Origin of the sequence: Ahrensia marina (genome assembly GCF_042140245.1) — a bacterium.
GTDB lineage: Bacteria > Pseudomonadota > Alphaproteobacteria > Rhizobiales > MH13 > MH13.
The window spans coordinates 2,934,585-2,947,620 of the sequence record NZ_CP159483.1 but is presented as its reverse complement, the minus strand read 5'-3'; the positions used below and the strand labels follow the sequence as shown (position 1 = coordinate 2,947,620).

13 protein-coding genes and 1 tRNA gene are annotated in these 13,036 nt (G+C 56.1%); all 14 read left to right on the top strand.

All coding sequences use genetic code 11. The annotated features are described in order from the left end of the window. Positions 1–335 precede the first annotated feature (335 nt). The 14 genes from ABWH92_RS14385 (at position 336) to ABWH92_RS14320 (ending at position 13,000) form a co-directional block, all read left to right on the top strand. Positions 336–1,667, top strand: coding sequence for a DUF3422 family protein (locus tag ABWH92_RS14385; protein ID WP_375569482.1), 1,332 nt, complete (start codon positions 336–338; stop codon positions 1,665–1,667). Between the two features lie 115 nt (positions 1,668–1,782). Further along, positions 1,783–1,859 (top strand) — tRNA-Asp (locus ABWH92_RS14380). A 173-nt stretch (positions 1,860–2,032) separates the two neighbouring features. Continuing rightward, entirely contained in the window at positions 2,033–2,398 is a 366-nt protein-coding gene (locus ABWH92_RS14375; protein WP_375569480.1) for an NADH-quinone oxidoreductase subunit A, read from the top strand. Further along, the gene (locus ABWH92_RS14370) at positions 2,389–3,000 is read left to right on the top strand and encodes a NuoB/complex I 20 kDa subunit family protein (RefSeq protein WP_375569478.1); all 612 of its coding nucleotides are present in this window, start codon (positions 2,389–2,391) and stop codon (positions 2,998–3,000) included. The genes ABWH92_RS14375 and ABWH92_RS14370 overlap by 10 nt, the downstream gene beginning before the upstream one ends. Before the next feature lie 12 nt (positions 3,001–3,012). Continuing rightward, positions 3,013–3,648: an NADH-quinone oxidoreductase subunit C gene (locus ABWH92_RS14365; RefSeq protein ID WP_375569476.1), complete on the top strand. Its 636-nt coding sequence runs from the start codon at positions 3,013–3,015 to the stop codon at positions 3,646–3,648. Between the two features lie 26 nt (positions 3,649–3,674). After that, a complete protein-coding gene (locus ABWH92_RS14360; RefSeq protein ID WP_375574258.1) occupies positions 3,675–4,880 on the top strand; it encodes an NADH-quinone oxidoreductase subunit D in 1,206 nt (401 codons plus the stop codon). 63 nt (positions 4,881–4,943) lie between these two features. Further along, positions 4,944–6,029, top strand: a complete 1,086-nt coding sequence (gene nuoE, locus ABWH92_RS14355) for an NADH-quinone oxidoreductase subunit NuoE (protein ID WP_375569474.1) — start codon at positions 4,944–4,946, stop codon at positions 6,027–6,029. Next, a complete protein-coding gene (gene nuoF, locus ABWH92_RS14350) occupies positions 6,026–7,336 on the top strand; it encodes an NADH-quinone oxidoreductase subunit NuoF (RefSeq protein WP_375569472.1) in 1,311 nt (436 codons plus the stop codon). Before nuoE ends, nuoF begins: the two co-directional genes overlap by 4 nt. A gap of 57 nt (positions 7,337–7,393) precedes the next feature. Further along, entirely contained in the window at positions 7,394–8,056 is a 663-nt protein-coding gene (locus ABWH92_RS14345) for a hypothetical protein (protein ID WP_375569470.1), read from the top strand. Between the two features lie 5 nt (positions 8,057–8,061). Further along, positions 8,062–8,514, top strand: a complete 453-nt coding sequence (locus tag ABWH92_RS14340) for a DUF3291 domain-containing protein (RefSeq protein WP_375569468.1) — start codon at positions 8,062–8,064, stop codon at positions 8,512–8,514. Between the two features lie 32 nt (positions 8,515–8,546). Further along, positions 8,547–10,619 (top strand): NADH-quinone oxidoreductase subunit NuoG, encoded by a 2,073-nt coding sequence (gene nuoG / locus ABWH92_RS14335; RefSeq protein WP_375569467.1) that lies wholly within the window; start codon positions 8,547–8,549, stop codon positions 10,617–10,619. Positions 10,620–10,624: 5 nt separating this feature from the next. After that, the gene (nuoH, locus tag ABWH92_RS14330) at positions 10,625–11,671 is read left to right on the top strand and encodes an NADH-quinone oxidoreductase subunit NuoH (protein WP_375569465.1); all 1,047 of its coding nucleotides are present in this window, start codon (positions 10,625–10,627) and stop codon (positions 11,669–11,671) included. Between the two features lie 20 nt (positions 11,672–11,691). Then, positions 11,692–12,180 carry an NADH-quinone oxidoreductase subunit NuoI gene (gene nuoI / locus ABWH92_RS14325; protein WP_375569463.1) on the top strand — a complete coding sequence of 163 codons (489 nt, stop codon included), beginning with the start codon at positions 11,692–11,694 and terminating at the stop codon, positions 12,178–12,180. A 205-nt stretch (positions 12,181–12,385) separates the two neighbouring features. Next, positions 12,386–13,000, top strand: coding sequence for an NADH-quinone oxidoreductase subunit J (locus ABWH92_RS14320; RefSeq protein WP_375569461.1), 615 nt, complete (start codon positions 12,386–12,388; stop codon positions 12,998–13,000). The last annotated feature ends 36 nt before the right edge of the window (positions 13,001–13,036 follow it).

Here is a 13,036-nt window from a genome sequence, read left to right as displayed (position 1 = left end):
TATTCCAATCGCCGAGAGCGCCAGCTTCTACAAAACTGTCGGCATGGCAGGCGTTTGCGGAGCAAATGTCGAGAATGCCAAGTCTGAACGACATGACGCTTTTTTCCTTAGATCAACTGATCGTGTTTGCTAGAAGTCGAAGTTTTTGATCTCACGTCGAGATGCATTTCGTCAGCACCGCGTTTTCCTGAACCGGCTGCCAGTCATTTGCGTAGAGTGAGTTCGGCGACGCATAGGCAACAGACGCTTCCCCGCTTCGCATTTCCTTGCAATGATGGCAACTCGTTGCCCAGACAATCGTCAGGCCCAATTGTCTGCTAAAAATGATGGATGCCATGGCTGACTCGGCTCTTTCTTACGGAAAACATCCACAGTTTGAGGCAGCTGCCCGCGCGACTCATTCGCGTCCGGCGTTACCGGTCAAAGCACCGGCGGAAATCAACCACTCTGTTATTCTGGCCGGTGAGACCGATCACGGTGCTGACCGACGCCGGTTTGTCGATGCCGTTGAGAGCATTGGCTGGGACGTCATTCAGGAGAGTACGGGCGAAGTGCTGGCCGTGAAAGACCGCAGCACCATGAAGTGGGAGCGGCACACCGAGTTTATCTCACTCACTGCTGTTGCCGGTCAAAAACTTGGCAACACCGAGACGTCGCAAGCCTTTGAGGCAACACTTCGCGAGCTAGCACAAGATCACCAACCTGACGGCGATACGGATGTTGGTGTTCTCTCGCGCACCCGCGTTTTGGTCGGCATGCCCAGCGATGGTTTGACGATCAACCGCGGTGACAGGCCCGTCCAAAGGGTTTTGGTGGTTGGCGACAACATCCAAGTGGAAACGACGTTGCTGCATGATAGCACTGATATGGTGGAGTACCGCGCCACACTGCTCCATGAAGACACAAGCCCGATGAGCCCCCGCCGGGTCGGCCGGTTTGTGCAACGTTTGATTGAAATCGAGAGCTACCGTCTGATTGCCTATCTTGCGGTGCCGATGATGCAAAGCATTGGCCCACGCGTTTCGGCACTGGAAGCAAAGGTGAATGAAATTGCTGAACGTGCAGCAGCCGATCCAAGGCCTCACGAAGAAGCAGCGATTCTCACCGAGCTGACCAACCTGTCGGCTGAACTCCAATCCATTGGATCTGCTTCGGAATTTCGTTTCGCAGCCTCGCTGGCGTACGCAGCTATTGTTGATGAACGCCTTGAGTCGTTGCGAGAAAACAGGATCGAAGGCGCTCAGCGCATTTCAACGGCAATCAAACGCAGGCTTGATCCAGCCATGCGCAGCTGCAACGCGCTGCTACGTCGCCAGCAGAAAATCGCCGAGCGTATCGGCTACGTGACCGAGCTGTTGCGTACGCGGGTTGATTTGGCCCTTCAGGATCAAAATGCCGCAGTTCTGCAAAGCATTGATCAGCGCGCGCGTGCGCAGTTGCGTTTGCAGCAGGCGGTTGAAGGTCTGTCGGTTGCTGCCATCACCTACTACACGCTCGGCATCATCTACTATCTGGTGAAGGGGGCACCCCTAGAGGCGTGGGGCCTCTCCAAAGATGTGGTGCAAGCGCTGTTCGTGGTGCCCGTGGCACTGCTTGTTTTCTACGGATTACGGCGTGTGCGCGCCCGCAATGAGGCCGCAGATGGAGACGTGGAAGAGAAGGAATGAGGCCGCGCCAATCCACAAGATGCAAAGCTTCTTCAAATCCACTGCATCAGGCGCTTGACTTGCCCTAGGTGCTGCCTTATCCCGGCGCATCTCTAACGCATTTACAGCGTTTTGCGCGGCTGTAGCTCAGTTGGTTAGAGTGCCGGCCTGTCACGCCGGAGGTCGCGGGTTCGAGCCCCGTCAGCCGCGCCACTTTCCATTGATTTTCCATGTTTTGGTGATACCGGTTTCATAGACGAGCGGTCACGCGTTTGCATACCTGCGTCAATAGGCCGTGTGTTTTCCCAAAGGCGGGATTGACCTCCCGCAGGAGTTCGATAAGCACAGGGTTGAGATCGGGACTCTGACAAGAATGGAGGCGCGCTGTGGAAGCGTTGCTGGCGGAATATCTGCCCATTTTGGTGTTCTTTGGCCTATGCTTGGTCATAGGGCTTGCGCTTTTGGTGGCGCCGTTTGTTGTTGCCTATAAGAACCCGGACCCTGAAAAGCTCTCAGCTTATGAGTGCGGCTTTAATGCTTTTGATGACGCACGCATGAAATTTGATGTGCGTTTCTATCTGGTGGCCATCCTTTTCATCATCTTTGATTTGGAAGTGGCGTTTCTCTTCCCATGGGCAGCAACCTTTGGCGACCTTGGCCTGTTCGGCTTCTGGTCGATGATGGTGTTTCTCGGCGTTCTGACAATCGGCTTCATTTATGAGTGGAAGAAAGGGGCGTTGGAATGGGATTGATCGACCAAAAAGGCCAGCCTCTGCGTGCCGCTGCCGAAGGGGGCGGTACCCTTGTTGCTCCCAAACCTGTTGGCGCTACTGATGATAGCGGTAAGCCGGTCGGCTGGGATGATCCCTTTTACACCGGTGTGAACGACGAACTTGCCGATAAAGGCTTCCTCGTCACCTCCACAGACAACCTTATTCAGTGGGCGCGCCAGGGCTCGCTCATGTGGATGACATTTGGGTTGGCATGTTGCGCTGTTGAAATGATGCAGATGGCCATGCCGCGCTACGATGCTGAGCGCTTTGGCTTTGCGCCACGTGGTAGCCCGCGCCAATCCGATGTGATGATTGTGGCCGGCACACTGACCAACAAAATGGCACCGGCGCTGCGTAAGGTTTATGACCAAATGCCTGAGCCTCGCTACGTGATCTCCATGGGATCCTGTGCCAATGGCGGCGGCTACTATCACTACTCCTATTCGGTGGTGCGCGGATGTGATCGCGTGGTGCCGGTTGATATCTATGTACCGGGCTGCCCGCCAACGGCAGAAGCGCTGCTCTACGGCGTTTTGCTGTTGCAGAAGAAACTACGCCGCACCGGTACCATTGAGCGTTAACGCGAGACCCTTATGGCAGACGTGACAAATCCACAGGACGAAGCGCTCGGCGAGCTGGCTGAGACTTTGGCTGCGAGCCTGGAAATGGACTCTGGTGACGTGGAGATCGCCCACGGCCACGTGACCGTTCGTGTTGGGATCAATGATGTGCTTTCGACCGTTCGCACACTGCGCGATGATCCCAAGCTTGCTTTCGTCAACATCATTGATGTGTGCGGTGTGGATTACCCCTCGCGTGAGCGTCGATTTGATGTGGTGTACCACTTCTTGTCGCCAACTCAGAACGCGCGCGCTCGTGTGATCGTTGAAACAGATGATCGCACGCCTGTGCCGTCCATCACCGAGCTTTTTCCCGGTGCTGAATGGTTCGAGCGCGAGGCCTACGACCTCTACGGTATTCTGTTTTCAGGCCATCCGGACCTGCGCCGTCTGCTGACCGATTATGGCTTCGATGGCCACCCGCTGCGCAAGGATTTCCCGCTGACTGGGTTTGTCGAAGTGCGCTATGATGATGAGCAGAAACGCGTCCTTTATGAGCCGGTGCGGCTCAACCAGGAATTCCGCGATTTTGACTTCCTCTCTCCGTGGGAAGGCACTGATTACGTGATTCCAGGCGATGAGAAAGCCTCAGACGAGAAGGCTGGCTAAACCAGAATGGCGATTTCATGAACGTTATGCCAACCAACACGACCGGCGAAACCCAGGTTCGTCAGTTCAATATCAATTTCGGCCCGCAGCATCCAGCTGCGCACGGCGTGTTGCGCCTTGTGCTGGAGTTGGATGGGGAGATCGTTGATCGTGTCGATCCGCATATCGGCCTGCTTCATCGCGGCACCGAGAAACTGATCGAGCACAAGACCTATCTCCAAGCGGTCCCTTATTTTGATCGCCTCGATTATGTTGCTCCGATGAACCAAGAGCACGCGTTTGCTCTGGCTGTTGAGCGCCTGATGGGGATAGAGGTGCCGCGTCGCGGCCAGCTGATCCGTGTCTTGTTCTGCGAGATTGGTCGTATTCTCTCGCACATCTTGAACATCACCACGCAGGCTCTGGATGTCGGCGCGCTCACCCCGCCTGTTTGGGGTTTTGAAGAGCGCGAAAAACTGATGGTGTTTTACGAGCGCGCGTGTGGCGCGCGGTTGCACGCAGCCTATTTTCGCCCTGGTGGTGTCCACCAGGACCTGCCGCAAGAGCTGATTGACGATATCGAAGCCTGGTGCGACCCGTTTCTGCAGACTGTGGAAGACATCAGCGAGCTTCTGACTGACAACCGCATTTTCAAACAACGTAACGTCGATATCGGTGTCGTGACGTTGGATGAGTGCTGGGCTTGGGGTTTCTCGGGCGTGATGGTGCGCGGTTCGGGCGCTGCCTGGGATTTGCGCAAAAGCCAGCCTTATGAGTGCTACGAGGAGTTCGATTTCGATATTCCCGTCGGCAAGAACGGCGATTGCTATGATCGTTATCTGATCCGCATGGAAGAGATGCGCCAATCAACCTCGATCATGAAGCAGGCGATCGCCAAGCTGAATGCGCCCGAGGGCAAAGGCCCAGTCGCTAACACCGACAACAAAGTGGTGCCGCCCAAACGCGGTGAGATGAAGCGTTCAATGGAAGCGCTGATCCACCACTTCAAGCTCTACACTGAGGGCTATCACGTGCCAGAGGGCGAGATTTACGCCGCCGTCGAAGCGCCAAAAGGCGAGTTCGGCGTCTATCTGGTTTCGGATGGCTCCAACAAACCTTATCGCTGTAAGATCCGCGCGCCCGGCTTTGCGCATCTGCAGGCGATGGACTTCATCTGCCGCGGGCACCAACTGGCTGACGTTTCGGCCATCCTCGGTTCGCTCGACATCGTTTTTGGGGAAGTGGACCGCTAAGCCACTTCGCATCGCATATGGGGTTGCTGGGTTACGGCGACCTTTGAAGGAAAGACTGACTTCATGGCTGTTCGCCGCCTACACGAAGAACAACCCGAAAGCTTTGCTTTCACGCCCGACAATGAGAATTGGGCCAAAGAGCAAATCGGAAAGTATCCTGAAGGACGCCAGGCCTCGGCGGTGATCCCGCTGCTGTGGCGCGCCCAAGAGCAGCACGAAGGCTGGCTGCCAGAGCCTGCCATCCGCGCGGTCGCTGAGATGCTGGATATGCCATACATCCGTGTGCTCGAAGTCGCGACTTTCTATACGATGTTTCAGCTGCAACCGGTGGGCAAAAAAGCTCACATCCAGGTTTGCGGCACAACGCCTTGCATGCTTCGCGGCGCCAATGACCTGAAAGACGTCTGCCGCCGCAAGATTGCTGAGAACCAATTTGAGCTGTCCGAGGACGGCAACTTCTCTTGGGAAGAGATGGAGTGCTTGGGCGCCTGTGTGAATGCTCCGATGCTGCAAATCTTCAAAGATACCTACGAAGATCTGACACCGGAAAAGCTTGAGCAGTTGATTGACGATATTGCTGCTGGCAAAGCAGTGACACCCGGCCCACAGAACGGTCGTCATTTCTCGGTTGCTGAAGGTGGCCTGACATCGCTGGTGGATTTTGACGGTGGACCTGAAGGCGGTGTGCCTCAGCCACAGGTCATCAACGGCGCGACCCAAACCATCAATTCGGTGGCAGGTTTTGCGCTGAACGGTGGCGAAGGCACTGCGGCGAAAACCAAGACTTCTTCTAAAAAACCTGCTGCCAAAAAGGCCCCAGCAAAAACGCCCGCCAAGAAAGCGGACTCTTTAGCGGCTCCGAAGTCAGCGGCTGCACCGCAAGCCACAGATGATGGCCCAGCCAAAAAGCCAAAAATGCTGAAAAAGGCGCGAGCTTCCGGTGCGGATGATCTCAAGCTTATCAAAGGCATTGGCAAGGTGTTGGAAGACAAGCTCCACGGGCTCGGCGTCTTCCACTTTGATCAGATTGCCGCTTGGACAGACGAGGAAGTGAACTGGGTGAACGATCACCTGTCCTTCAAGGGTCGTATCCAGCGCGAGGAATGGATTCCGCAAGCCAAGGCGCTTGCTGAGGAGACCAAAGCATGACGGCTTTTCTCGACGACAAGGATCGCATCTTCACCAACATTTATGGTCTCCACGATTGGGGTCTAGAAGGTGCGATGAAGCGCGGCCACTGGGATGGCACCAAGGGCATCATCGAAAAAGGCCGTGACTGGATCATCGATGAGATGAAAGCCTCCGGCCTGCGTGGTCGCGGTGGTGCGGGTTTTCCGACCGGCCTTAAATGGTCGTTCATGCCCAAAGAGAGCGATGGCCGCCCATCCTATCTCGTCATCAATGCCGATGAGTCTGAGCCTGGTACCTGCAAAGACCGCGAGATTATGCGCCACGATCCGCATACGCTGATCGAAGGGTGCTTGATTGCAGGTTTCGCCATGAATGCGCACACCTGCTACATCTATATTCGCGGCGAATACATTCGCGAGCGTGAGCGCCTACAGGCAGCTATCGACCAAGCGTATGAAGCTAAGCTGATTGGCAAGAACAACAAGAACGGCTGGGACTACGACATCTACGTCCACCATGGGGCAGGCGCCTATATTTGTGGTGAAGAGACAGCGCTTCTGGAGTCACTGGAAGGCAAGAAGGGCCAGCCACGCTTGAAGCCGCCATTCCCGGCCAATGTCGGCCTTTATGGTTGCCCGACCACTGTGAACAATGTGGAATCGATCGCCGTTGCGCCAACTATTCTGCGTCGCGGTGGCGCTTGGTTCGCAGGCTTCGGGCGTCCCAACAACACAGGCACCAAGCTGTTCTGCGTGTCCGGCCATGTGAACCAACCGGCGACGTTTGAAGAAGCGATGTCGATCCCGTTCAAGGAACTGATCGATAAGCATTGCGGTGGCATTCGCGGTGGCTGGGACAATCTATTGGCCGTGATCCCTGGTGGGTCCTCGGTGCCCTGCGTGCCAGCCGAAGAGATCATCAACACGCCGATGGACTTTGACGCGCTACGCGAGCTGAAATCTGGCCTCGGAACAGCGGCTGTGATCGTCATGGACAAGTCCACCGACATCATCCGCGCCATTGCCCGTATTTCTTACTTCTACAAGCACGAAAGCTGCGGCCAGTGCACGCCGTGTCGCGAAGGCACGGGTTGGATGTGGCGCGTGCTGGAACGCATGGCCAAAGGCGAAGCGCATAAGCGAGAAATCGATATGCTGCTCGACGTGACCTATCAGGTCGAAGGCCACACCATTTGCGCCTTGGGCGATGCTGCCGCATGGCCGGTGCAAGGGCTGATCCGTCACTTCCGACAGGAGATCGAAGAACGGATCGACAGCTATTCTTACAACGCAAAACCAGGGGAAACGCTCATTGCTGCTGAGTAGGCCAGCGACTTCCGTGAGGGGCGGGGGCAAGGCACGTGCAATGAGAGAGACGAAACGATGATCGATACCTGGATGAACATGTGGACCGATGGGTTGAGCAAAGATCCACAGACAGTGGTGACCGGCTGGACGGCCATGCAAGATGCCGTGCCAAGCGTGACGGACGGCGATATGCCGATGTGGCTGACGTCAATGGCAACGCCTGTGATGGCGCCCGCCATGATGGGAGCTGTGGCTGCCAACACGGCTGTCGCGACATGGGCTGGGCTTTGGATGGGCGCACCGCTTGCAGGCGCCGCAGCCCTTCAAGCGCTGTCTGGTGAGGCACCTGCAGCTGCTTCAAAAAAAGCCGTTTCAAGGCCCGCTAAGCCCGCGTCTAGTACGGTTGTGAAGGCTGCGACCAAGCCGTCAGCCAAAGTATCTGTCAGCAAGAAAGCAACAAAAGCCAACGCACCTAAGGCAAGCCCAAAAGTGGATGATCGTCCGGCTGGACTGGATGCACCGAACGCTGGCAAGGCAGATGATCTGAAGCGTATTTCCGGCGTTGGCCCAAAAATGGAAAGCGTTCTCAACGATTTGGGCATCTATCATTTTGATCAGGTTGCTGCCTGGACAAAAAAGGAAATCGCTTGGGTTGAGAACTATCTGCGCTTCAAAGGGCGCATTGAGCGTGATGGCTGGATCGCTCAGGCCAAAACCTTTGCGAAAGAAGCCGTGTAACGATTATGCATCTGGCTGAGCTCAACATTGCTGAATGGAAGATTGACCCGCAAAGCGACGCGGCTCAGCCCTTCCTGCGCGCTATCGACAAGGTGAATGCGGTTGCTGATCGCTCGCCCGGTTTTGTGTGGCGTGCCGATGTCGAGGTTGGCGATCCAACACCTTTTCGATCGGATGATATCATTGTGAACATGAGCGTCTGGGAAGATGCGCATGCGCTTGAGAACTATGTGTGGAACACGGTTCATCGGGCGATCTATCGTCGCAAGGACGAATGGTTTTCACACATGCGCATGGCCCACTTCGTTATGTGGTGGGTGGAAGCCGGCCATCAGCCAACATTGGATGAGGCCAAAGAGCGCCTTGACCACTTGAACAAACATGGCAACACCGACACAGCCTTTGGCTGGGAGCACTTGCCGCACGTCAAACTCTGGCAAAGCCAGCAGTGCGGCTAACCGAGCCGACCAGGAGCAAAACGGACATCTAGATGAGCGATACGCGCCAAATCATCGTTGACGGAACCGAAGTTGAAGTGCCTGCGCACTACACGCTCTTGCAAGCGTGCGAGGAAGCAGGCGCTGAGGTGCCGCGTTTTTGCTACCACGAGCGTCTGTCGGTTGCTGGCAATTGCCGCATGTGCCTGGTGGAACTCAAAGGTGCGCCGAAGCCCATCGCGTCCTGTGCGTGGGGTGTGCGCGATTGCCGCCCAGGGCCTGAAGGTCAACTGCCAGAGGTCTCCACACGCTCACCAAAAGTGAAGAAGGCCCGCGAAGGGGTGATGGAGTTTTTGCTCATCAACCACCCGCTGGACTGCCCAATCTGCGACCAAGGCGGCGAATGCGATCTGCAGGATCAGGCTATGGCCTATGGCGTTGATAAGAATCGCTTTGAAGAGAACAAGCGCGCCGTTGAAGACAAGAACATCGGTCCGCTTGTGAAAACCATCATGACGCGCTGCATCCACTGCACGCGCTGCGTTCGCTTCACCACGGAAGTGGCGGGTGTGTCCGATCTCGGCGCGACTGGTCGTGGCGAGGATATGGAAATCACCACGTATCTTCAAGCCGCGATGGCATCAGAACTTCAAGGCAATGTGATTGACCTCTGCCCTGTCGGTGCGCTGACCTCAAAACCCTATGCGTTTAAGGCGCGCCCCTGGGAGCTCACCAAGGTTGAAAGCGTCGACGTGATGGACGCGGTAGGCTCCAACATTCGTGTGGACGTGAAGGGTCGCGAAGTGATGCGGATCATGCCGCGCCTCAACGAGTCGATCAATGAGGAGTGGATTTCCGACAAAACGCGCTTCATCTGGGATGGCCTGCGCTCACAGCGTCTGGATCGGCCATACATCCGCGAAGGTGGCAAACTGCGCCCGGCAAGCTGGGGCGAGGCATTTGCGCTCATCGCCGATAAAGCTTCCAAAACAGCGCCGGAGAAAATCGGCGCACTGGCAGGCGACTTAGCCGGTGTGGAAGAGATGTTCGCGCTGAAAGGTCTCATGGCGGCCCTTGGATCGGCCAATATGGACTGCCGTACGGATGGAACAGCATTGGATCCAGTGCACGGTCGTGCGAGCTATCTGTTCAATTCCACCATTGACGGCATTGAAGACGCAGATGCGATCTTGTTGATCGGCACCAACCCGCGCCATGAGGCACCGATCCTCAACGCACGCATTCGCAAACGCTGGCGTGCTGAACCAACGATGATCGGTTTGATCGGTGAAGCAGCCGATTTGACATATGACTACACCCATCTGGGCGACAGTGTCGACGCGCTGGCCAAGCTGGCTGATCATGCGCCCGCCAACGCTGAACGTCCGATGATGATCATCGGGCAGGGCGCTTTGTCTGGACCCAATGGCGCCGAAGTGTTGGCGCTGGCGGTTCAAGTTGCGAAGAAAATCGGTGTCATCAAGAATGGTTGGAACGGCTTCAACGTGTTGCACACGGCAGCTGGCCGGGTCGGCGGTTTGGATATCGGTTTTGTTCCAACTGATGGCGGTAAGGATGCTGGCGCAATTGCCGGCGGCGAAGTCGATTTGCTCTTCAATCTTGGTGCTGATGAGCTGGAAATCGCTGATGGAACCTTCACAGTGTACATTGGCACCCATGGTGACCGCGGTGCCCATGGCGCCGATGTTATCTTGCCTGGCGCTGCCTACACCGAGAAATCAGCGACTTATGTGAACACCGAAGGTCGTCCGCAGCAAACACAGCGCGGCGCGTTTCCTCCCGGCGAAGCCAAAGAAGACTGGGCAATTCTTCGCGCACTGTCTGATAAGTTGGGCAAAACACTGCCCTACAACACGTTGGAACAGCTGCGCGCGGCGCTCTATGCGGAGCATCCGCATTTGGCGCAACTCGAGCAGATCACTGAAGCCGACGCATCCGCGCTGGCCGATCTGGCGAAGAAAGCACCCAAGAGCGCTGGCAAAGCTAAGTTTGCCCGTGCCTTTGATGATTTTTATCTCACCAACCCGATCGCCCGCGCCTCAAAGGTGATGGCCGAGTGCTCGGCGACATTGAACCGGCCTGATCTGGCCGTGGCGGCGGAGTAAGCCCGATGGAAGCCTTTTGGTCCACTTACGCATGGCCGCTCATCATCATGGTGGCGCAAAGCTTGCTGTTGCTGGTCACGTTGCTGATCGTCATCGCTTACATTCTCTATGCTGACCGCAAGATTTGGGCAGCCGTGCAGCTGCGTCGTGGTCCCAACGTTGTTGGGCCGTGGGGACTGCTGCAGTCGTTTGCTGATCTCTTGAAGTTCGTTCTCAAAGAACCGCTGATTCCATCAGGCGCGGATAAAACAGTCTTCTTGCTGGCGCCGCTGGTTACCGTGTCGCTCTCGCTGCTTGCTTGGGCGGTGATCCCGGTAGCCGAGGGATGGGTGATTTCCGACATCAATGTCGGCATCCTCTACATTCTCGCCATTTCATCGCTTGGTGTTTACGGCGTGATCATGGCCGGTTGGGCCTCCAACTCAAAATACCCGTTTCTGGGTGCACTGCGCTCTGCTGCGCAGATGGTGTCCTACGAGGTTTCGATTGGCTTTGTGATCATCACCGTTCTGCTGGTGGTGGGCTCGCTCAACCTGTCAGAAATCGTATTGGCTCAGAACACTGGCATTGGGACCAGCATTGGTTTGCCGCCATCCTTCTTGGATTGGCATTGGTTGCCGCTGTTCCCGATGTTCATCATCTTTTTCATCTCAGCGCTGGCGGAGACCAACCGCCCACCGTTTGATTTGCCTGAGGCTGAGTCGGAGCTGGTTGCCGGTTTCATGGTGGAGTACGGCTCAACGCCTTACATGATGTTCATGCTGGGTGAGTATGTGGCCATCGCGCTGATGTGCGCGCTTACCACCATCCTGTTCCTGGGTGGTTGGCTGCCAATCGTCGATATCCCACCACTGTCGTGGGTGCCGGGCATTGTATGGTTCTTGCTTAAAGCGTTTGGCGTCTTCTTCATGTTCGCCATGGTGAAGGCCTTTGTGCCGCGCTACCGCTATGACCAACTTATGCGCCTCGGCTGGAAGGTCTTTCTACCGCTCTCGCTGGCCATGGTCGTGATCGTGGCAGCCTTTCTTCAGTTCACCGGCCTTGCGCCCTAAGCACCTTTGGGAGACTTCACATGCAGCTTGATCAAGCCGCTAAATCGCTCCTGTTGAAGGAGTTTGTTGGGGCTTTCGCCCTGTCGATGCGCTACTTTTTTAGGCCCAAGCCAACGCTGAACTATCCTTATGAAAAAGGGTATGTGTCACCGCGCTTTCGAGGTGAGCACGCGCTGCGTCGGTATCCAAATGGGGAAGAGCGCTGTATTGCGTGCAAGCTTTGCGAAGCGATTTGCCCAGCGCAGGCCATTACCATCGAGGCTGGTCCGCGCCGCAACGATGGGACGCGACGCACAACCCGCTACGATATCGACATGGTCAAGTGCATCTATTGCGGCCTCTGCCAAGAGGCTTGCCCAGTGGATGCGATCGTTGAGGGGCCAAACTTTGAGTTTGCCACCGAAACGCGTGAAGAGCTCTACTACAACAAAGAAAAACTGCTGGAGAACGGTGAGCGCTGGGAGCGCGACATCGCCAAATCTCTGGAGATGGATGCAGACTACCGTTAGGGCCACGAAGGGTCGGTCCCAACGTTACAAAGTTGGGCTGGACGACTTGTCTGGCTTTGGCTAACACGCCACCCAATCGGGATGGCAACAGTGATTTGATATGCAGCGCACCCGCGCTGATGGATGCAATGACATCGCCTCTTTAAGGCGATGATGTAAATGAGAAGGTATGACCGCTGATAACGGCGGCAAAACAGGCGCTTAGATGGTTCTTACCAGCTTCTTTTTCTATCTGTTTGCCGCCATCACTGTTGCATCGGCTTTTCTGGTGATTGCCGCACGCAACCCAGTGCACTCGGTGTTCTTTCTTATCCTGGCCTTCTTCAATTCCGCAGGCCTCTTCATGCTTGTCGGCGCAGAGTTTTTGGCGCTGCTTCTTGTGGTTGTGTACGTTGGTGCGGTCGCGGTGCTCTTCCTCTTCGTCGTGATGATGCTCGACGTTGATTTCGCCGAACTGCGCCAAGGGTTTCTTCAGTACCTGCCAATCGGGGCGCTGATTGCGGTGATTCTGGTGCTAGAACTTGTTCTGGTGCTTGGCGCGACTGTGTTCGACGCGGAAGTCGCGCTCGACACAGGCATGCCGATGCCGCTGTTGGAAGAGGTTTCCAACATCGAAGCCATCGGCTTGGTCCTGTACACCGACTACGTCTACTTCTTCCAAGCTGCTGGCATGGTGCTTCTGGTCGCAATGGTCGGGGCCATTGTGCTCACGCTGCGCCACCGCGAAGGCGTCAAGCGGCAGGATATCAATGTTCAAAACGCACGCACACCTGAAACCGCCATCGAGGTGGTCAAGGTTAAGTCGGGCCAAGGTCTTTAAGAGTTTGCCGCCGCGGGTTCTTCCACGGCGATCAGG